The sequence below is a fragment of the Bradyrhizobium sp. MV1.5 genome, from assembly GCF_055807615.1.
In genome coordinates this window covers 132,235-152,476 of the sequence record NZ_JBVVPL010000013.1, presented here as the reverse complement: position 1 = coordinate 152,476, position 20,242 = coordinate 132,235, and the positions used below count along the sequence as shown (strand labels likewise).

Genomic DNA, 20,242 nt, shown 5'->3' with positions numbered 1-20,242 from the left:
CCGAGCCAGCAACTGTGATTTCCGGCCCCAACAACCCACCTCAGGCCCCGGTTTGGCCCCGTAAGGATCGGCAATGCAGCGTCTGGTGGGGCGAGCCTTAACGGAAGCCGCAGAAGCCAACCAAGCGGCTGGGTGGGGGCAAGCATGTGAGTTTCAAAACCTCTTAGACGCGATGAGAATGCTCGCCGCACGGGCGAGAACCTACACCCTCAACCCAGGTTCATCAATGGTAGACCTCAACGCCCTGTCCGCGGCGAACGTCAAGCGTTGGCAAAGCGCCAAGCTGACCCTGAAGACCGAAGCGGCCAATATTGCGCTGCGCCTCTATCACGCCAAGGAGCGGTACCAGGCGGTTGAGGCCAAGACCGGTGTCCCCTGGCCGCTTATTGCCGTCATCCACGAACGCGAATCCTCCCAGGACTGGGCGGCTTCGCTGGCCCAGGGTGATCCCTGGAACCGGGTCTCGGTTCACGTTCCGGCCGGGCGAGGCCCGTTCGCGTCTTGGGAGGCGGCTGCCGTCGATGCGCTGGTCAAGTGTCCGCCTTTTCTCGCGCGCCACAAGGACTGGTCAATCGCGGCAGCGTTGACTGCGCTCGAGACCTACAACGGCATTGGTTATGCGGCCCGGGGTGTGCCGTCGCCCTATCTCTGGTCCGGCACCAACCAATACCGCGCCGGGAAGTACGTCCGGGACGGCGTCTACGATCCAAGCAAGGTCGATTCTCAACTGGGATGCGCGGCGCTCATGATCGCTCTGATGGAGCTCGATCCCGAGATCAGCTTTGCAGCGGCGAAGAGCGCAAAAAGCCCAGCGGCCGGCGACCCAGCAGGGCCGTCACTGACGAACCCGTCGAAGGGCTCGATCGGCGCGTTCGCAATCAATTTGATCCGAGCGATTTTTGGAAGGAAATGAACATGCGGATGATCTTCGACATCCTGCTCTTCGCTGCGGGCTTTGGCACCTGCTGGTTCTGCAAGGACCCGGTCCTCCGGTTCGTGACAGGCGCCGACAGCCTGATCAAGTCGCTCGAGGCAAGACTTGCGGCACTAAGGAGCAAACCGTGATGCTCGCGAGAATCAAAACGACCTGCCTGCACTCCATGACCATCGCCTGGAGCTATTGCCTCGCGCTCGCCGGTGCGCTGGCTTCGATCATCGATGATCTCGCCGACACGCTGGGTGATCCCGACCTCAAGGACCAGATCGGCGCGGCCATCGGCGACGTCAAGACGACGGGACGCATCCTGCTGATGATCTCCGTCGTGACGATCATCGCACGCCTGAGAACTCTTCGGAGGAACGGCTAATGTGGATGACGATCATCTCGTTTCTCGGCGGGCCCGTCGTCAAGGCGCTGATCGACGCCTACAGCGCGAAGCTGAAGGCTGAAAATGTCGACACCAAGATCGCGTCGGATCTTGCGGCGAGCGAGATCGCGTCGCAAACGGCCGAAACCAAAGCCGTCATGCAGTACCGCATCGCGGAGATCGGGCACTGGTGGGAGCCGGACAAATTGATGGGCTATTGCGTCGCGCTTTACTTCGCGAAACTCCTGGTCTGGGACAAGGTCCTCGGCTTTGGTTCTACGGACGCCCTCGCGGGATTTGCGGCGATCACAGCCAATCTGGTTGTCTCCTTCTACTTCGCCAAGCGTGGCTTCGAGAACGTTGCGAGGATCATCAAAAGGTGAAGATGCCAGATGACGAAATCAGGGCGATCGTTGCCGAGACGCTGGCCGAGCAACACAGGCTTCAGCAGGCGAACATCGATGCCATCGTGTTGAGGACGGTGGCATCGGTGCTGGCGTCTTTCGGAATCGAAGATGACGACCGAAAGGAGCTGAGGGCCGATTTTCAGCACCTGCGCCGATGGCGGACGAGCGTGGAGCAGGCGCAGAGCTACACCTTCAAGGCCGTAATTACCGTGATTGCGACCGGGCTGATGGGCGCGGTTTGGCTCGGCGTCAAGGTCGTGCTGGGCAAATGAGCCTCAACGGGTACGACATTTCTGCACTCCATCCAATGGACGGTCTCATGTACAGAATTCGCATCGTCGATGCATCCGATGACGACATCGTCGATACATTGGCCGACCTACATCAGTCGACGTTCTTCGATGCGGCTCCCTTGCCACAATTCGAGTTAGGGGCGTGGTGGCTTGCCTATCACGGCGATGAGCCAGTAGCCTTCGCCGGTGTCGTGCCGTCAACGCACATTCGAAATGGCGGTTATTTCTCCAGGGTCGGTGTGTTGCAGCGGCACCGGGGACGTGACCTCCAGTGCAGGCTGATGCGGGTGATCGAGGCAAGGGCACGGCGTATTGGATGGGACAGCATCGTCTCGGATACCACGGACAATGCGGTGTCTGCCAATAATTTCATCCGGGCGGGCTATCGGCTCTTCGAACCCCACGTGCCCTGGGCTTGGCCGCATACGCTTTACTGGCGAAAGCGGCTTCGCTGAACGAGTGGGCCAAGTTTCCCGTGGTGCGGAACGCGATTCACGCAACGTAAAAATGGTTCGCGCGAGATGAAGCGCAACACGGAACGTTCAAGGGCCCGGCAGCTTGACAGCTGCCGGGCCCTTTTTGCTTATTGAAGCGATGCGGGCGAAGCACTTGCGAAGTCGGCGGTGCCGGGCTTTAAGTTTGCTCCTGCGGGAAATTCGGCAACGATAAGCCGATGTAAGGGAGCGCCGTCGATGCCCACCAAGCCTCAATTGCCGGAACGTTCGTCGCGGGCGACGGGCGCGCCTACCGCGCTCGATGGTCTGCTGGTCGTCGATTTCACGCGTGTGGTTGCCGGCCCGGCCTGTACGCAGACGCTTGCTGATTTCGGTGCGCACGTCATCAAGATCGAGAATCCAGACGGAGGCGATGACACGCGTGCGTATGAACACGCCGAGATCGGTGGAGAGAGTGCTGCCTATCTGAGCCTCAATCGCAACAAGCGTGGCATCGCGCTCGACCTTACCGTGCCGGAGGCTCGTGAGATCGCGCTGGATTTGATTCGCAAGGCCGACGTGGTCGTCGAGAACTTCTCCAGCGGGGTCATGAAGAAATTTGGCCTCGACTATGAAACGGTTGCGCCGCTCAATCCGCGGCTAGTCTATTGCTCGATCTCCGCCTACGGGCGCACCGGACCGTTTGCCTCGCGTCCCGGTTTTGATCCGATCACGCAGGCGGAAAGCGGCTTCATGTCGCTCAACGGATTTGCCGATGGCCCGGCGGTTCGCACCGGCCCGCCCATCGTGGACATGGCGACGGGGATGTCTGCCTGCAACGCCATCCTGATGGCGCTGCTGGCGCGGGATCGGCTCGGTCGCGGCCAGCACGTCGAGGTCGCCTTGTTCGACATCGCGATGGGGATGACGGGCTTCTACGGCATGGCTTATCTGATCAACGGCGAGAACCCTGGGCGGTTTGGTAACTCGCCGAGCGGGTCTCCTACTGTCGGCGTCTATGAGACCTCCGATGGGCCGCTCTACATCGCGTGTGCCAATGACCGGCTCTATCGCAGATTGGTCGTCGAGGTGCTGAACAGGCCCGATCTCATCACCGATCCGCAGTTTGCAACGCGCAAAGACCGCTCCGAGCACAAGGAGCTCTTGCGAGCAGCTATCGCGGAGGTCTTTGCGAGCGATACCCTCGAGAACTGGATGACCAAGATGAAGCTGGCTAATATCCCGGTCGGCTATCTCCGGACGGTCGAGGAGGGGTTCAATGCACCGGAGGCGCGAGAGCGCCATCGCTTGAACCGGATTCCGCATCGTACGGCGGGGTGGGTCCCGAACATCGAGCCGCCGATTGCCATGAGCTTGACCGGCCCGATTGATCCTGTGGCTGCTCCGTTGCTGGGCGAGCATACGGAGCAGGTCTTGCGGGACACGCTCGGTTACGACGAGCGTCGGATATCCCAGTTCACCCAAAAGGGCGTCTTTGGCTCGGGCAAACCCTCGACGTCGGGCTGAACCTGAGGGTTGAGTCCTGCAGGCCAGCCTCGTGCGGCTGGCGGATCACGGTTTGGCGATGCCGCCACCTTCGCGGCATCGTATCTTCCCGGGCAGCCCGGGTTCAGGCGACCATATCCGGACAGCGCTGCCTCAGCTTGATTTGGCAAGGGTCTCGCCGCATAAATGTGTGAAAGCGAGGGATACGAATGGCGCCTGGTCAAGAGCCGAGCGTGGGCCGGCCCGGAGGGGCGCAATTCGATGAGCCTGCCCATGCGGCAATGGTCGCGAAGGCCCGCGCGCTCGTCCCACGGCTGCGAGAGCGGGCGGCGCGGACGGAGGAGTTGCGGCATTTGCCGCCCGAAACGGAGAAGGATCTGCACGACGCGGGCCTGTTCCGGATGCTCCAGCCCAAGCGCATCGGCGGCGCAGAACTCGATTATGTCGCCTTAATCGATTGCGCGGACCTGCTCGGACAGGCGGACGCGTCGGTGGCGTGGAATCTGGCCAATTTGGCGAGCCATCACTGGATGCTCGGCATGTTCGAGCCGACGGCGCAGAATCTGGTCTGGAGTCGTGATCCGGACGCGCTGATCGCGTCCTCGTTCATTTTTCCCGCCGGACGTGCCACGAGAGTCGAGGGCGGATACCGGCTCCATGGCAGCTGGCCGTTCTCCTCGGGCGTTGCCTCCTGCGCATGGAACATGCTTGCAAGCGTGGTCTACTCCGACGATGAGGCAGACGGCATCGAGTATCGGATATTTCTGCTGCCGAAAGCCGACTACAAAGTCCTCGACACCTGGAATGTCGCAGGGCTGCGCGGGACAGGGTCTTGCGACGTGGAGGTCAGGGACGCTTTCGTGCCCGACGACATGACGGTCGCGGTCGGCGATCTTGACGGTGGGCCGACTCCGGGAAGCAAGCTCAATCCCAACCCGCTGTATGCGCTCCCGGTGTTCTCGCTGTTTCCCTACGTCCTCTCAGGCGTCGCGCTGGGAAACGCGCAGGCGTGTCTCGACGATTATGCGGAGGTCGTCCGTCATCGCATTTCCACCTATAATCACGCCAAACTGAGCGACTTTCAAAGCACCCAAATCAAAATCGCCGAGGCCTCGGCGAAGATCGATGCTGCCCGCCTGATCATGCGCTCGGCCTGTCTGAATGCCATGGAGGATGCAAGGCGGGGTCATATCCCCGATATGGCGACCAAGACCAGATATCGGCGCGACGGTGCTTTTTCAGTAAATTTCTGCACGGATGCGGTGTCGATGCTGTTTGCCGCGAGCGGAGCACGGGGCCTGTTCACGACGGGCGCGTTGCAGCGGCAATTCCGCGATGCGCACGCGATCAATTCGCATCTCGCGTTCAATTTCGATGCGGCCGGGACCAATTATGGACGCGTGGCGCTGGGCCTGCCGTCCGAGAATCTCACGCTGTGAGGCCGGCCGATGAATGATCTGCCGAAGCAGCCGGCCGTTCCCGATCCGGCCAACGAGTTCGCGAGCGACAGCTCGCAGATCGATCCCCGTGATTTCCGCAGTGCGCTAGGCACCTACGCCACTGGCGTGACGATCATCACGGCCGCGGCTCCTGACGGCAAGCCCTATGGCCTGACGTGCAATTCGTTCGCCTCGGTCTCGCTGAATCCGCCGCTGGTTCTTTGGAGCCTCGTCGTCTATTCCTCTAGTCTAACCATCTTCCAGAACGCCAGTCATTTCACCGTCAACGTTCTTGGCGTTTCGCAACAGGCGCTTGCGAGCAAATTCGCCAAATCGTCTGATGACAAGTTCACCGGTGTCGACTGGGCGCCGGGCCTCGGCGGCGCGCCGGTGCTCGCCGAGAGCGTTGCCAATTTTCAATGCCGCTCGGTCAATCGCTATTACGGCGGCGACCACGTGATCTTTCTCGGTGCAGTCGAGGCCTATACTTACAATACGAAGGAGCCGCTGCTCTTCGCTCGAGGTGCGTTTGGCCGATTTCTTGCCGACGACGAGCGCAAGTAGTCACTCCAAGCGTGCTTCAGCTCGCGCTCGACGGTTCAGCGGCCCCTGCCGAAAGCTTGTAGATTTCGAGCGCATCCGCGTCCGCGCCTCGCGCGGCCTTGGCGAGCCTGAAAAGTTGTCCGGCGAGCGAGGCCATGGGCACAGGCGTGGGGGGGGGGGGGGGGGGGGGGGGGGGCGGGGGGGGGGGGGGGGGGGGGGGGTGGTGTGTTAGTTGGGGGGGGGGGGCGGGGTGGGGGCCCGCGCCGCGGGGGGGTTGGGCGAGCCTTAATTTGGGGCGGGCGCGCGCGGCCTGGGGCACCGGCGGCGCCGTGGTTTGCGCGCGGGCCGCGACCGTATCGAGGTCCTTGAGCATTGTAGCAATGTGACCTAGCGGGGGTGAGTGAATGCCCTGGACCATCCGCGGCACGAACAGCTGCAACGGAATGGAGTCCGCGAAGCCGCCGGCGAGCGCTTCGGGCAACCGGTTGGCATCGATTCCGGCGTTCACGGCAAGGCGTGTTGCCTCCGCAAGAACGACCATCGCGCATCCGACGATCACCTGGTTGCATAGTTTTGTGGTCTGGCCGGCGCCGGTCGGGCCCATATGGGTAAACCTGCGTGCCATGGCCAGCACGTAGGGGCGGACCCGCTCGATGTCGCTGGCTTTTCCGCCGGCCATGATGGCAAGCGTGCCTTCCTCGGCGCCCTTGGTACCACCGGACACCGGCGCATCGATCCAGCCCGCGCCATTCGCTGCCAACAATCGCGTTGCAAGGTCCCGTGCGGCATCAGGATGGATCGACGAGAAGTCGACCACGAGCTTGCCCGCGCCAGCCGCGGTTGAGATGCTCGCGGGCCCGAAGATCACCTCTTCCACGGCAGCCGCATCCGTCACGCACATGAAGACGATGTCCGAACTCTCCATCAAGTCGCGGGGGGTGGCTGCGCGCCTGGCACCGGCCTCGACGAGTGCGGCCATCTTCCCTTCCGAACGGTTCCAGACTGTGACCTGATGGCCGGCGTTGAGCAGGCGCCGGCTCATCGGTGTCCCCATCAGTCCAAGGCCGAGATAGCCGAGCCGCTCGGCGCGTTGCGGGTTTGTCTTGCTTGCCTCAGCCATAGGTTGCCTCCATCTGCGCCGCGCGACGCTGCGCTACCATACATGGCGTATCCCACGACGAAACCGCCCGGCCTGCATGGCTTGCTTGATTGTTTGAACCATGAAACATTTGCCGCAGTCGGGTTGGATGGCGCCGGTCGGCGCCTGGGCAGCGGAGTGGGCACGATGCGAACCGTTTCGAAGTGGATCCTGGTTTTGGGGGCGGCAGCGGCCGTGAGCGCGAGCGCGGGCTCGTCATGGGCGCAGCAGACAATTCGCGTCGGCTGGACCATTCCGGCCGAGGAATCCAAATACTGGATGATGCGCCGCCCGGCTGAGTTTCCCAATATCGGCAAGGCCTACAACATCGAATGGACCCAGTTTCAGGGCACCGCTCCGATGACGCAGGCGTTGGCGGCGGGCGCGCTGGATTGCGCGACGCAGGCGCCGCTGTCGCTCGCCAACGGCGTGGTTGGCGGCAACCTCAAGGCCTACATCGTGGCGCAGCACGTCTTCGAGAAGGCCGGTGGTTTCTCGGTCTACTGGGCTGTCATGGACGACTCCCCGATCAAGACGATCGCCGATCTCAAGGGCAAGACGGTCGGAATCTCCGTGATCGGCGGCGGCACGCAAGGCCCGTTCAATCTGTTGCTGAAGCAGAACGGCATCGATCCGGCCAAGGACATCAAGCTGGTCGAGGTGGGCTTTGCCGTCTCCGAAGATGCGTTGCGGCAGGGCCGCGTCGATGCGGTCAACATGAACCAGCCGTTTGCCGCACGCGCGGAGGCAAAGGGCGGCACGCGCAAACTGTTCTCGCTGTCGCAGGCGATGCCGAACATCGTGCACATCCTGGAAGCCTGCCGTGCCGATTTCGTCGACAAGAACCCGGAACTGGTGAAGGCTTACGTGCGTGACATTACCTCCGGCATGAAGAAAGCGCTGGCGAACCGCGAAGAGACGTTGAAGGTCGTCAACGAAGTCCTGAAGGCACCTATTCCGGTTCTCGAGACCTATCTGCTCAAGGACAACGATTTTGGCCGCGATCCGGGCGCGGCACCGAATTTCCCCGCGATCCAGAAGATGCTGGACATCTACGCGGAGACAGGGATGCTGCCAAAATTGGATGTCGCGCAATTCAAGCATTCGACGATTGTCGCTCCGCTGCAATAGGCGGTCGGTCGAATGAACCGAGCGAGAAGGTCGCGGCGTCCAGAATGATCCGGGACGTTGCATGAAGAAGACGCACGTATGAAGAAGCTCCGATCTCGGATCACGACGGATGGTCTCGACCGGGCTCCGCACCGCGCGTTCATGCGCGCCATGGGGCTCGACGACGCCGCGATTGCCAAGCCGATGGTCGGCATCGTCAGCATGAAGGGCGAACAGACGCCCTGCAACATGACGCACGACTTCCAGGTCGCAGCGGCCAAGACCGGGATCGAAGAGGCCGGCGGCACGCCCCGCGAGTTTTCGACCGTATCGGTTTCCGACGGTATCAGCATGAATCACGAGGGGATGAAGTTCTCGCTGTTTTCGCGGGAGCTGATTGCCGACTCGATCGAAGCCGTCGTCCATGGGCTCGCCTACGATGCGCTGATGGGTTACGGCGGATGCGACAAGACGCTTCCCGGCGTGATGATGGGCATAGTCCGGTGTAACGTGCCAGCCATTTTCATCTATGGCGGCAGCGCGCTGCCGGGCCGCGTCGATGGGCGGACCCTGACCGTGCTCGACTCCTACGAGGCTGTCGGCAGCTTCATGACGGGAGAGATCGACGGCGCCACGCTCGAGCGGATCGAGCGGGCTTGCCTGCCGACCATCGGCGCGTGCGCCGGGCAGTTCACCGCGAACACCATGGGGATGGTGTCTGAAGCGATGGGCCTTACCATTCCCAACGTGTCGATGGTGCCGGGTGTCTATGCCGAACGCGCGCAGATATCCAGGCGGGCCGGGCGCCTCATCATGGCGATGCTGGAGCGCGGCGGGCCTTTGCCGCGCGACATCGTGACGCGGAAATCGCTGGAAAACGGTGCGGCAATCGTAGCTGCCACGGGCGGTTCGACCAATGCTGCGCTGCATCTGCCGGCGATCGCGAACGAGGCCGGGATCGCATTCACGATCGACGATGTCGGCGAGGTTTTTGCCAGGACGCCGCTGATCGGAAATCTGCGGCCGGGAGGCAAATATACGGCGAAGGATGTCTACGATATCGGTGGCGCCGCCGTGGTGATCCGGGAGCTGATTCAGAGCGGGCATATTGATGGCAGCTGCCTGTCCGTCACGGGCCGTACAATCGCCGAAGAATATGGCGCCGCCAATGCACCTGACGGAGAGATCGTTTACGCGGCTGGCGCGCCGATCATGCCAGATGGCGGCGTCGCGGTGCTGAAGGGAAACCTCTGTCCCGACGGCGCGGTCATCAAGGTTGCGGGCCTGAAGAGCCAGTTCTTCGAAGGCGTGGCGCGCGTTTTCGAAGACGAGGAGGCCTGCGTCGTGGCGGTTCGTGATCGCACTTATCAGGCGGGCGAGGTTCTCGTGATCCGCAACGAGGGGCCGGTGGGCGGCCCCGGCATGCGCGAGATGCTCGGCGTCACCGCGCTGATCTACGGACAGGGCATGGGCGAGAAGGTCGCCCTGATCACGGATGGACGGTTCTCCGGCGCCACCCGCGGAATGTGCATCGGCTATGTGTCTCCCGAGGCCTTCGTTGGCGGTCCGCTGGCGCTGGTTCGCGATGGCGACAGGATCCGGATTGATGCCGCAAATCGGCGGATGGATATGCTGGTCGACGAGCAGGAACTCACTGCTCGCCGACAGGATTGGAAGCCGCGTCCGCCTCGTCACCGTGCCGGTGCCCTCGCGAAATATGCGCGATTGGTTGGCCAGGCACCGGGCGGGGCTGTCACACATGAGGGACCCGCAGAATGGCCCTGGTTCGGATGACGCGGCGAACCTGCCCGGAAACAGCGGTTGGTCTGGCAAGTTTCTTGCTAAGCTTGCGTCGCTGACGGAAGATGTTCAGCAAGCCTGTTGCGCAGGGTTCGCGCGCGAACGAAGTGAGACGGGATGAAGGTAGTGCCTTCGAGATCGAGCGGATGGGTGAGACCGGTGACGCCGCAAAAACCGGCTTCTGCAATCATCGAGATCGAGAGCGTCTCGCAGGTATTTCAGACCTCGGCGCGCAAGGACCATGTAGCGCTATCGGACATCTCCCTCTCGATCGAGGAGGGAGCCTTCGTCTCCATCCTTGGTCCGTCCGGCTGCGGCAAGTCCACGCTGCTTTACGTCGTCGGCGGCTTCGTCAGCCCGACCAGCGGTTCAGCGAAGATCAGGGGACGGACGATCACGGGACCAGGGCCGGATCGCGGTCCGGTATTCCAGGAATTCGCGTTGTTTCCGTGGAAGACCGTGCTGGGCAATGTGATGTACGGCCCTCGCCAGCAGGGCGTGCGCACCACCGAGGCGGAAGCACAGAGCCGGGCCCTGATCGAAATGGTCGGGCTCAAGGGCTACGAGAACTTCTATCCCAAGGAGCTGTCCGGCGGCATGAAGCAACGCGTGGCGCTGGCTCGGACGCTGGCTTACCATCCTGAGGTTCTGTTGATGGACGAGCCGTTCGGCGCGCTCGATGCACACACGCGAACGCGCCTGCAGAACGATCTGCTGAATATCTGGGAGCGTGATCGCAAGACGGTGCTGTTCGTGACTCATTCGGTCGACGAAGCGGTTTTCCTCTCAGACAAGGTCGTGATGATGTCGAAATCGCCCGGCCGTATCCGCGAGGTCATCGACATCGATCTGCCGCGGCCGCGCCGCCGCAGCGAGCTGCTGCTCGATCCACGGTACCAGAAATACGTCGTCGACATCGAGCGCATGTTCGACGAGGTCGAAGAGACAGGATCGCCGTCATGACATCGCTGACGGCCGTGGGCAGGCGTGCCGCGCCGGTGTTTGCCTGCATCGGGCTTCTGGCGGCATGGCAGGTTGCGTCGCTCGCGCTGAAGAACGACAGCTTCCCGACGGCGATCGAGGCAATCCGTGCAATCCCGGACATCCTCGGAGACAAGGAAGCTCTGATCAACATCCTGGCCTCGCTCCGCCGCATGGCGGTCGGGTTTGGCATAGCGGTATCGGTTTCGATCCCACTCGGCCTGTTGATGGGGCGCAGCCGGGCCGTCGCGGCCTTCTTCAATCCGCTCCTGATGGTGATCTACCCGGTGCCGAAGGCAGCCTTGATGCCGATCATCATGCTGTGGCTGGGCGTCGGCGACATCACGAAGACGCTGGTGATCTTTCTCGGCGTCAGCCTGCCCGTGATCTATCACAGCTTCGAGGGCGCCAGGGCGGTGGAAGAGAAGATGCTGTGGTCGGGCGCCGCGATGGGGCTTTCGCCTGCGCAACGGCTGGTCCGGATCGTACTGCCGGCGGCGCTGCCGGAAATTCTGACCGGTTGCCGCACCGGACTCGTGCTGGCGCTGATCACGATGATTACCAGCGAGATGATCGCGCGTCAGTCCGGCGCCGGCAATATCCTGTTCAATGCCCTCGACATGGGCCAATACGACACCGTCTTTGCGATGATCATTGTCGTCGGCGCGATGGGAATCTGCCTGGATGCGATCTTCGAGCGGGTCCGCGCCAGGCTGGTGCGCTGGTCTGAGCCTCAGTTCGATTTGCCGCTGAGCTTCTCATGATGCCGCAGCTTCGCTCCACCAGCATCATCCTCGGCCTCGCGCCGATCGTGCTGGTGATCGCGCTGTGGCAAGGCCTCGTATCATTTGGCTTTGCGCCTGCGGTCTTGCTGCCGCCACCGGGATACGTCTTCAGCAGGTTGCTGCAGCAGCTCGTGACATGGACGTTCCAGCAGGAGATCGCGGCGACCCTGATCCGGCTGTTTGCCGGCTTCGCGATTGCGGTCGTGCTCGGTGTCAGCATCGGCATCGCCGCGGCCGCCAGTCCGGCTGTCAACGCCGTGGTCCGGCCGATCGTTCGCGTACTCGCGCCCTTGCCCAAGGTCGCGCTCTATCCAGCATTGCTGCTGCTGCTCGGCTTCGGTCACGGGTCGAAGATCACGCTGGTGGCGGCGGATGCACTCTTTCCCATTTTGCTCTCTACCTATTACGGCGCGTCGACGGTGGAGCAGAAGCTGATCTGGTCTGCCATGGCGGCGGGAACGCCGCGCTATGAGATCCTGTTCAAGGTGGTGCTGCCGGCCGCGATGCCGTCGATCCTGACCGGTTGCCGGATCGGCCTTGTCATTTCCTGCATCGTGGTGTTTCTGGCCGAGATGATCACGTCGAGCGACGGGCTCGGACATGTCCTCGTCACAGCGGCCCGGACCTTTCAGGCCGTCGATATGTTCGTGCCGCTGATCACGATCTCGCTGCTGGGCCTGATCCTCAATGGCCTGCTGGGGGCAGTGCGCGCGTATCTGCTGCGGGGTTTCCCCGAAGCATGAACTGAAGAAGAAACCAGAAGACCGGGAGTAGACCATGCTGGCTGATCGCATCGAGGCAAAATGGATCGACGCATTTTGCGAGATTTTTGAGCGATGCGCCGTCAAGGCCGGCGATACCGCGGCGATCCTCTCGGAAACCCAGTCACGTGCGCTGAATGTTCACCTGGCGGAGCTCGCGCTGCTGCGGATGGGCGCGCGACCGTTTCACGTGGTGATGCCGACCCCGCGTAACCGGAATATCGTTCCGGTTCGCTCGACGGGTGCAAGCGAAGCGATCCAGCGGCTCGGCCCGGTGATCACCGCGCTTCAACAGGCTGGCTTTGTGGTGGATTGCACCATCGAGGGCCTGATGCATGCGGTCGAGACACCCGAGATCCTCAAAGCCGGCGCGCGCATCCTGGTGATCTCCAACGAGCATCCCGAGGCGCTGGAGCGGATGGTGCCGGATCCCGCGCTCGAGAAGCGCGTTCGCGCAGCGGCAAAGATGCTGCGCGGGACCAAACGGATGCGGGTGACGTCAAAGGCCGGCACGGCGCTCGACGTCGATATGGTCGGCGCATCCACGGTCGGCGTGTGGGGGTGGACCGACAAACCCGGTACGCTGGCGCATTGGCCCGGCGGCATCGTCGTCAGCTTCCCCAAGAGCGGAACGATCAATGGCACGCTGGTGATGGCGCCCGGCGACATCAACCTGACCTTCAAGCGTTACCTGACATCGCCGGTGAAGATGACGCTGAAGGACGATTATGTCGTCGAACTGGAAGGCGAGGGCACGGATGCCGCAATGATGCGTGCCTATCTTGCCGCCTGGGGCGATCGGGAAGCCTATGCGGTATCGCATGTCGGTTTCGGCATGAATCCGGGCGCGCGCTACGAGGCGCTGTCGATGTATGACCAGCGCGACACCAACGGCACGGAAATTCGTGCCGTCTCCGGCAACTTCCTGTTCTCGACCGGTGCCAACGAATTCGCCGGCCGCTACACGGCGGGCCATTTCGATCTGCCGATGATGGGGACGACGATCGAGCTCGATGGCGTCGCGGTCGTGCGTGAAGGAGTGCTGCAGGACGTTTTCGGCTAGCTCCGATCGAGCACAGGAGGCCGAGCCAGGTCGAAGTGACGGAGCAGGTCGACCATGGCCTGAAGCCGTTTTGCCCGATAGGCGTCGACGTCCATGCCGGAATAATCGAGAAAGCCTGCACCCGTGCGCAGGCCGATCCGGCCTTCGTGCATGTTCCTTGAAATCACGTCCGGCGCGCGATAGCGGTCGCTGCCGAGTGCGCCTTCGAGATAACGACTGGCGTAGTAGAGGATGTCGCCGCCACCCCAGTCGATGAATTCGAGCAGCCCAAGCACGGCGTAGCGGAAGCCGAAACCGTAGCGGATCGCCTTGTCGATCTCTTCTGCGCTGGCGACGCCTTCTTCGACCATGCGCGCGGCCTCGTTCATCGCCAGCGCCTGGATGCGCGGCACGATGAAGCCGGGTGTCGCCGCGCAGACCACCGGCACCTTGCCGATGCCTTCGAGCAGCCCCTTGACCTCGTCGATGATGGCGGGATCGGTGGCCTTGCCGGGCGAAACTTCGACCAGCGGGATCAAATAGGCCGGATTGAGCCAGTGCACATTGAGGAAGCGGCGAGGGTTCACGATCGCGCCCGAGAGATCGTCGACGAGAATGGTCGACGTCGTGGATGCGATGATCGTATCGGGGCCGACTTGCTGTGAGGCCGCCCCCAGCACATCCCGCTTGAGCTCGACGACTTCGGGGACTCCCTCGAAGACTATTCCCGCATCGGATAGTGCCACATCGCTCAGGCCGGCCGGCACCACCGAGACCCGCGCGATCAGCGGATCGACATCCGCCTCGGTCAGTAGCCCCAGCTTCGACAGGCTGGCAAAGGTCGTCCTGACTTCGCCGAGCGCATCTGCCTCCAGCCTCGCGAAATCTTCCGCCGAGCGGGCCTTGATGTCGATCATCGTGACCATATGGCCCGCATAGGCGAACGCGACGGCGATGCCACGTCCCATGCGGCCGGCCCCGAGACAGGCGATGATGGCTCGGCTGGTCATCGGTCAAATCCCCTGCGAAGAAGCGTCCGCAAAGCGGCCTTATCGAGATTGCCGAGCCCCAGCGTCTCGAGGGTTCGGCCGCCTTGCGCAAAGTCCTCGCCGCAAACTGCGCCGCCAATGGCCAGGAACGCCTTGGCCAGCGGCGTAGCCACGCCCGCCAGGCCGGCGACGGAGACCAGCAGCGATAGCCCAAGCCGCAAATCTTCTCTCATATAGCGGTGTTCGGTCAGCGCGATCCGCTCGCGCCAGTCGCCGGAATCGGTCAACCGATCATGCGAGCCGCGGCCATACATCCAGATCTCGTCTTCTTTGGCATAGTGATGGGCGAGCGGAAAGTGCGGTGCCCCATATCCGAGCGCCTCACGCACGGCGATCCGTTCGGCGTCAAGCGCGTCGGTGACCCGGCGAATCGCGGCTTGCGTTCCTTCCTTGTGGATGTCCCATCTTTCGAAATGCTCGATCGGGCCTGCATTCATCACGATCAGCGGCGGATGGATGATCGGGCCAGCGTTCATCAGCGCACCGGAGAGAGCATCTCCGCACGGCTCGATTGCGCCGGGGAACGCCTGTCCAATCACCGCAAGTGCACGCGGCGCCTGATCGAGTGGGAAAACGCCGACGGGCAGTCGCTTGGCGCGGATGGTGATCGCGACCTCGAATGGCCCGTGCTTGCGGGTCAGCCATGGCAACGTCCCGGTCTCGGCAAAGCTCGCCTTGGCGTGGTTGCCACAATCCCGCGCAGCCTGGGCGAAGATCATCGAGCCGAACGTGGCCGGTGGCAGAAACACGACCTGCCCATCCCGCAGATGTGGAGCAAGCAGGCGCGCAATATCAGGCTGCGCGAAGGCGGGTGCGGGGCACAGGATCAGCTCTGCGCCGCTGACGGCTTCGGCGATGTCGGTCGTGACCAGCGCGAGCTTGACGTCGTGACTGCCGTTATGATCCTTCACCAGGATGCGCGAGCCGGCGGCGCGATGTGCTGCGACCTGATCGGCGTCGCGGCGCCAGAGTCGGACCTCATGTCCCGACAGCGCAAAATCGCCCGCGGCCGCGAAAGAGCCGTTTCCTCCCCCCAGAGCCGCAATCTTCAAGATGCTTCTCCTTGCGTGCGCGATTGCGCATCAAGCTGCTTCAGCAGGAAATGCTGAACCTTGCCCAGCGCAGTGCGCGGCAGGTCGGCGACGAAAACGATCTCGCGCGGAATCTTGTAGCGCGCGAGTTGGGCCTGAAGATGCGCTTTCAACGCGTCTGCTTCCAGCCGACAGCCGGATCGCGGGATCACGTAGGCGATGGGCACCTCGTCCCAGCGTGGATCGGGCCGGCCGATCACGGCGCATTCGCTGACATCGGGATGTTCGAGCAGGACGCGTTCGACCTCCGCCGGATAGATGTTCTCGCCGCCGGAAATGATCAAGTTCTTCTTGCGGTCGCGCACCCAGAAATAGCCGTCTGCGTCGCACAGGCCGATATCGCCAGTACGATACCAGCCGTCGTGCAGCGCATCGCGCGTGGCGTCCGCATTGCCCCAATATTCGAAGAACACGTTGGGCCCGCGCACCGCGATCTCCCCCGGCGCGCCCGCCGGCACCTCGCTGCCGGCCTGATCGATCACTTTCGCTTCGCAACACAGGCCGGCAAGTCCGGTCGATCCCGCGCGCGAGAGATCGCCACCAAGCCGGGTGTAAACCGCTATCGGGCAAGTTTCCGTCGAGCCGTAGACCTGAAGGACCGGGACGCCGCGCGCGACGAAGCGGTCGATCAGATACGGCGGCACGATGGTCGAGCCGGTCGCGACGGCTTTGAGCGACGAAAGGTCGGTCGTGGTCCAGGCAGGATGCTCGCTTACGGCCTGGATGATTGCCGGCACCATCACGGTCAACGTCGGCCGTTCCCGTTCGATGGTTGCAAGCGCTGTGTCCGGCGTGAAGCGTGCGTGAACCGTGACCATCGCGCCGAGCTGCAGCGCCGCCGTGGTCTGGATGTTGAGGCCACCGACGTGGAAGAACGGCAGCAGCGTCAGCACGTGGTCATCGGACGTCATGTTGTGCATATGCTGGCTCATGACGCCGTTCCAGAACAGCGCCTCCTGGCGCAGCACTGCGCCTTTGGGCCGTCCGGTCGTTCCTGATGTGTAGACAATGAGGAGCGGGCAGGAGAGATCAGTGTGCGGGTTGCGGCCGGTGCCCTCGCTGCGGGCCAACAGGCTTTCGAACGTCGTGCCGCGGGGCGGCTCGAAATCGAACCCGACAATTGCAGTCCCCTGAAGCCCGGCAAGAACCCCCTCAAATGCCTGCTCGAGCACCAAAACCTTGGCGCCGGCATCGGCGAGGATAAAAAGTTGCTCGGCGATAGCCAGCCGCCAGTTCAGGGGCACCAGCATCGCGCCGAGCCGCGCGCAGGCATAGAGCAGAACCAGATAGTCCGGCCGGTTCAGGCTGAGGATCGCAACACGGTCGCCCCGGCCGACGCCGAGCTCCTGCTTCAAGGTCGCCGCCGTGCGCTCGATGCGTGCAGCGAACGCTGCATAGGTCAACCGTTCGCCTTCGAAGGCAATGGCCGTCTTGTCCGGCGCGAACGCCGCGTTGCGATCGATCAGACTGCAGAGATCCACCGTCAGTCGTCCGTTTCGCCGGCCTCGTACAGCGCCTCGCGCCCGATCCGGTCGAGACAGAGCTCGGCTGTCCAGGGCAGCATCAGCGAGCCGCAGCGGCTGTCGCGATAGATCCGCTCGAGCGGTAGCGAGCGGAGCATGGCCTGACCGCCGCAGGTACGGATCGCGAGCGCGGCGAGCTCATTGGCGCCCTCCATCACCGAATATTGCGCGGCATAGGCGCGCAGCACCTGCTCCTTGCTCGGATTGGCGCGCGCCTCGGTGACCGCCTGGAACCAGATCGCCTTGATCTGCTCGAGCTTGATCTGCATCTGCGCGACCGCAATCTGCTTGGTCGGATACATCCTGCGCTTGACCGGCGGCATGCCCGGCACTTCGCCGCGCAGATAGCGCACGGTGAAGTCATAGGCGGCTTGTGCAAGGCCCATATAGGTCGGCGACAGCGTCAGGAACATGTGCGGCCAGCGCATCGCGGCCTGGAAATAGACGCCCCGCGGCATCAGCGCCGAATCTGCTGGCACGAACACGTCCTTGAACAGCAGCGTGCGCGAGACCGTCCCGCGCATGCCGAGCGGATCCCAGTCACCGACGACCGAAACGCCTTCCGATTTTGCAGGAATGGCGAGGTAAAGCGTATTGCGGCGCGAAGCCTTCTCGCCTTCCTCGATCTCGGTGCAGAGAACGCCGTAATAGTCCGCATGGCCCGAGAGCGATGCAAAGATCTTCTTGCCGTTGACGATCCAGCCGCCCTCGACCGGCCTTGCTTCCGTGCCGAAAGCGACGCCGCCTGCCGCTGCCGCACCGCCCTCCGAGAAGGGTTGCGAATAGATCGCGCCGTCCTCGACGATGCGCTTGTAGTGGACTGCACGTCGCTCCTCGTGCTCGGCACGGGTTTTTGCATCCATGTCCAGATCGTCGGCGAGCGGGCCCGACCACAGTGTCGAGCAGACATGCATGTTCCATGTGAGTGCGGTCGCGCCGCAATAGCGGCCGATTTCGGCTGCCGCCAGTGCGTAAGTTTGATAATTCGCGCCGAGCCCGCCATGCTTCTTGGGCACGGCAATACCGAGCAAGCCGACGCGATGCAGGTCGCGATAATTCTCGGACGGGAAGATCGCCTCGCGATCGTAAGTCGCGGCGCGGCCAGCGAACACGCTCTGGCCGATCTCGCGCGCCCGCGCGATGATGCCGGCCTGTTCGTCGCTCAGTCGGAACGCGACGGGATCGAAGATCGGTGCATCCAACGCGACCTTGTCAGTCGCGCCGATGGTGTTGCTGACTTGCATGGTCATTGCGCAGTCACCTACGTTTTGGTCGCGACGGAATTCAGGAAGCGGCCGAGGGCCTCGTCAAAGGCATCCGGACGTTCGAGGTTGGCGAGATGGCCGACAGCGCCGAGCTCGACATATTCCGCGGAGGGAATGTAGGTCGCCGTCTTCGCCATCATCGGCGCTGGCGCGTTGTTGTCCTTGGAGCCGGACAGCAGCAGCGTCGGGATGGAAATGTCCTTGAGGGTGCTGCGTTGGTCGAAGCCAATCAAGGCCAGCATCATGGCGCGATAGCTCGCCTCGGGCACGCTTGCCATGCACTCGCGTGCAACCTCCATTCCCCTGGGATCAGGATCGTCGCCCACGAGTTCCTTCACCAAAGAGGGCGCCAGCGACTTCATCGTTTCGCCGCGATCGAGCGGCCCGAGCCGTGCGGCGATAAACGATTTCTGCCAATCGCCGTCGGCCTTGCCGAAGGCGGGGCTGGTCTGCGCCAGCACGACCGCGCGCGCCAGGTTTGGGGATTGCACCAGCCATTTCTGGACGATCATGCCACCGATGGAATGGCCGACCAGAATTGGCCTGCTCGCCCCAAGCTGCTCGATGAATCGCTGAAGCGCATCCGCCAGGGCAGCGATGCTGACGCTGGCGAGCGGTGCCGATCCGCCATAGCCGGGCATGTCCCATGCAATCGCGCGGAAGCGGCCGCCGAATGTGGCAAGCTGCTGCCGCCAGGCCCGTGCCGCACCGCCGATGCCATGCAGGAAAATCAGAGGTGTCCCGCCCGGATCGCCCGCGGCTTCATAGGCGAAGCGGCCGTCCTTTGTTATCATTGGCGCAGGCTGCGACACGCGACATCCTTTTGCTCGGCCCTTTGATGCTAACAGGCCTGTGAGGGATGGGAAGCGATAATTTTATACTTAAAGCAATTTTCAGGCCGCTCTTCGGCATGCGGTTGTTCGCGGGGGCTTCGTTTGCAAAAGTTTGAAGGTTAAAATATATCGAGAAGAGCGATCAGCAGAATGCAAGGAAGCCAGCGCATGTCCGGATTACCGCATTCGCCGCACGCGCTGGTGACCGGTGGCGGTCGCGGCATCGGTCGCGCCATCGCAGCAGCGCTCGTCGAGGCCGGTGCTACCGTGACCGTCCTTGGTCGGAGCGCTGCGACGCTTGAAGAGGCTGTTAGCGCAGGGGCAGCGCATTTTGCAGCCGTCGCCGACGTCTCGGACGAAACCTCATTGAAAGTCGCCATCGCTGAAGCGAGTGCGCGGCAGCCGATCGATATTCTGATCGCCAACGCGGGAAGTGCCGAGTCCGCACCGTTCTCCAAATCCGACAGTGCCCTGTTTGCGCGCATGATGGACGTCAATTTCATGGGCGTGGTCCATGCTGTCAGCGCCGTGCTTCCGGGGATGAATGATCGTCCCTATGGCCGTATCGTCACGATCGCGTCGACGGCGGGGCTCAAGGGCTATGCTTACGTGAGCGCGTACACTGCCGCCAAGCACGCCGTGATTGGTCTCGTGCGCTCGCTTGCACTGGAGACGGCCGGCAGCAACGTGACAGTCAACGCGGTGTGTCCCGGTTTCACCGACACCGATCTGGTCGCCGGCAGCATCGAGAACATCATGAAAAAGACGGGGCGCAGCCGAGAGCAGGCCATTGCCGAGCTCGCGAAACATAATCCGCAAGGCCGATTGATCTCTCCTCGGGAGGTCGCGGATGCCGTGCTCTGGCTGTGCGGCGAGGGCGCCGGCGCAATCACCGGGCAGGCCATCGCTGTTGCCGGCGGTGAGATTTAGCGCAT

The 20,242-nt window shown here is 63.0% G+C and carries 21 protein-coding genes and 1 pseudogene; 16 read left to right on the top strand and 6 right to left on the bottom strand.

The window, feature by feature from the left end; genetic code table 11:
* Positions 1–73: 73 nt before the first annotated feature.
* From AC0L2J_RS15315 to AC0L2J_RS15275, 9 genes are all read left to right on the top strand, one after another.
* The gene (locus AC0L2J_RS15315) at positions 74–913 is read left to right on the top strand and encodes a hypothetical protein (protein ID WP_473391429.1); all 840 of its coding nucleotides are present in this window, start codon (positions 74–76) and stop codon (positions 911–913) included.
* Between the two features lie 2 nt (positions 914–915).
* Positions 916–1,065: a hypothetical protein gene (locus tag AC0L2J_RS15310; RefSeq protein WP_473391425.1), complete on the top strand. Its 150-nt coding sequence runs from the start codon at positions 916–918 to the stop codon at positions 1,063–1,065.
* Positions 1,065–1,307: a hypothetical protein gene (locus AC0L2J_RS15305; protein ID WP_473391489.1), complete on the top strand. Its 243-nt coding sequence runs from the start codon at positions 1,065–1,067 to the stop codon at positions 1,305–1,307. Before AC0L2J_RS15310 ends, AC0L2J_RS15305 begins: the two co-directional genes overlap by 1 nt.
* Positions 1,307–1,690, top strand: coding sequence for a hypothetical protein (locus AC0L2J_RS15300; protein WP_473391421.1), 384 nt, complete (start codon positions 1,307–1,309; stop codon positions 1,688–1,690). Before AC0L2J_RS15305 ends, AC0L2J_RS15300 begins: the two co-directional genes overlap by 1 nt.
* The gene (locus AC0L2J_RS15295) at positions 1,687–1,986 is read left to right on the top strand and encodes a hypothetical protein (RefSeq protein ID WP_247443815.1); all 300 of its coding nucleotides are present in this window, start codon (positions 1,687–1,689) and stop codon (positions 1,984–1,986) included. The genes AC0L2J_RS15300 and AC0L2J_RS15295 overlap by 4 nt, the downstream gene beginning before the upstream one ends.
* Positions 1,987–2,033: 47 nt before the next feature.
* Positions 2,034–2,462, top strand: coding sequence for a GNAT family N-acetyltransferase (locus tag AC0L2J_RS15290; protein ID WP_007612739.1), 429 nt, complete (start codon positions 2,034–2,036; stop codon positions 2,460–2,462).
* A gap of 237 nt (positions 2,463–2,699) precedes the next feature.
* Positions 2,700–3,968 carry a CaiB/BaiF CoA transferase family protein gene (locus AC0L2J_RS15285; protein WP_473391487.1) on the top strand — a complete coding sequence of 423 codons (1,269 nt, stop codon included), beginning with the start codon at positions 2,700–2,702 and terminating at the stop codon, positions 3,966–3,968.
* A gap of 188 nt (positions 3,969–4,156) precedes the next feature.
* The gene (locus AC0L2J_RS15280; protein WP_007612734.1) at positions 4,157–5,386 is read left to right on the top strand and encodes an acyl-CoA dehydrogenase family protein; all 1,230 of its coding nucleotides are present in this window, start codon (positions 4,157–4,159) and stop codon (positions 5,384–5,386) included.
* A 9-nt stretch (positions 5,387–5,395) separates the two neighbouring features.
* Positions 5,396–5,950 carry a flavin reductase family protein gene (locus tag AC0L2J_RS15275; protein ID WP_473391411.1) on the top strand — a complete coding sequence of 185 codons (555 nt, stop codon included), beginning with the start codon at positions 5,396–5,398 and terminating at the stop codon, positions 5,948–5,950.
* 16 nt (positions 5,951–5,966) lie between these two features.
* Here the strand turns inward: AC0L2J_RS15275 and AC0L2J_RS15270 are convergent.
* Positions 5,967–7,064 (bottom strand): annotated as a pseudogene (locus AC0L2J_RS15270) (NAD(P)-dependent oxidoreductase); the annotation flags it as partial.
* A gap of 150 nt (positions 7,065–7,214) precedes the next feature.
* Between AC0L2J_RS15270 and AC0L2J_RS15265 the strand changes: the two are divergent.
* The 6 genes from AC0L2J_RS15265 to AC0L2J_RS15240 all read left to right on the top strand — a co-directional run bounded on the left by AC0L2J_RS15265 (position 7,215) and on the right by AC0L2J_RS15240 (position 13,567).
* Positions 7,215–8,198, top strand: a complete 984-nt coding sequence (locus AC0L2J_RS15265) for an ABC transporter substrate-binding protein (protein WP_167552320.1) — start codon at positions 7,215–7,217, stop codon at positions 8,196–8,198.
* Between the two features lie 78 nt (positions 8,199–8,276).
* Positions 8,277–9,971: a dihydroxy-acid dehydratase gene (gene ilvD, locus AC0L2J_RS15260; protein WP_473391408.1), complete on the top strand. Its 1,695-nt coding sequence runs from the start codon at positions 8,277–8,279 to the stop codon at positions 9,969–9,971.
* 123 nt (positions 9,972–10,094) lie between these two features.
* Positions 10,095–10,940: an ABC transporter ATP-binding protein gene (locus AC0L2J_RS15255; protein ID WP_473391404.1), complete on the top strand. Its 846-nt coding sequence runs from the start codon at positions 10,095–10,097 to the stop codon at positions 10,938–10,940.
* Positions 10,937–11,722, top strand: a complete 786-nt coding sequence (locus AC0L2J_RS15250) for an ABC transporter permease (protein ID WP_473391399.1) — start codon at positions 10,937–10,939, stop codon at positions 11,720–11,722. Before AC0L2J_RS15255 ends, AC0L2J_RS15250 begins: the two co-directional genes overlap by 4 nt.
* Complete coding sequence (locus tag AC0L2J_RS15245; protein ID WP_473391396.1) at positions 11,719–12,486, top strand: ABC transporter permease; 768 nt, start codon at positions 11,719–11,721, stop codon at positions 12,484–12,486. Before AC0L2J_RS15250 ends, AC0L2J_RS15245 begins: the two co-directional genes overlap by 4 nt.
* A 34-nt stretch (positions 12,487–12,520) precedes the next feature.
* Positions 12,521–13,567, top strand: a complete 1,047-nt coding sequence (locus tag AC0L2J_RS15240; protein ID WP_279681405.1) for a 2,5-dihydroxypyridine 5,6-dioxygenase NicX family protein — start codon at positions 12,521–12,523, stop codon at positions 13,565–13,567.
* Here the strand turns inward: AC0L2J_RS15240 and AC0L2J_RS15235 are convergent.
* Genes AC0L2J_RS15235 through AC0L2J_RS15215 form a run of 5 tightly spaced genes read right to left on the bottom strand, consistent with a single transcriptional unit; the run spans position 13,564 to position 19,286 of the window.
* Complete coding sequence (locus AC0L2J_RS15235; RefSeq protein WP_473391391.1) at positions 13,564–14,556, bottom strand: 3-hydroxybutyryl-CoA dehydrogenase; 993 nt, start codon at positions 14,554–14,556, stop codon at positions 13,564–13,566. The genes AC0L2J_RS15240 and AC0L2J_RS15235 overlap by 4 nt on opposite strands.
* Positions 14,553–15,647, bottom strand: a complete 1,095-nt coding sequence (locus AC0L2J_RS15230; protein WP_473391387.1) for an NAD/NADP octopine/nopaline dehydrogenase family protein — start codon at positions 15,645–15,647, stop codon at positions 14,553–14,555. Before AC0L2J_RS15230 ends, AC0L2J_RS15235 begins: the two co-directional genes overlap by 4 nt.
* Positions 15,644–17,167, bottom strand: a complete 1,524-nt coding sequence (locus AC0L2J_RS15225) for a class I adenylate-forming enzyme family protein (protein WP_473391383.1) — start codon at positions 17,165–17,167, stop codon at positions 15,644–15,646. The genes AC0L2J_RS15230 and AC0L2J_RS15225 overlap by 4 nt, the downstream gene beginning before the upstream one ends.
* Before the next feature lie 2 nt (positions 17,168–17,169).
* Positions 17,170–18,459, bottom strand: coding sequence for an acyl-CoA dehydrogenase family protein (locus tag AC0L2J_RS15220; RefSeq protein WP_473391379.1), 1,290 nt, complete (start codon positions 18,457–18,459; stop codon positions 17,170–17,172).
* A gap of 11 nt (positions 18,460–18,470) precedes the next feature.
* Positions 18,471–19,286, bottom strand: a complete 816-nt coding sequence (locus AC0L2J_RS15215; protein WP_473391375.1) for an alpha/beta fold hydrolase — start codon at positions 19,284–19,286, stop codon at positions 18,471–18,473.
* 189 nt (positions 19,287–19,475) lie between these two features.
* Here AC0L2J_RS15215 and AC0L2J_RS15210 point away from each other — a divergent pair, with 189 nt between their 5' ends.
* On the top strand, positions 19,476–20,237 hold the full coding sequence (locus AC0L2J_RS15210) for an SDR family NAD(P)-dependent oxidoreductase (RefSeq protein WP_473391372.1): 762 nt from the start codon (positions 19,476–19,478) through the stop codon (positions 20,235–20,237).
* Positions 20,238–20,242 lie beyond the last annotated feature (5 nt).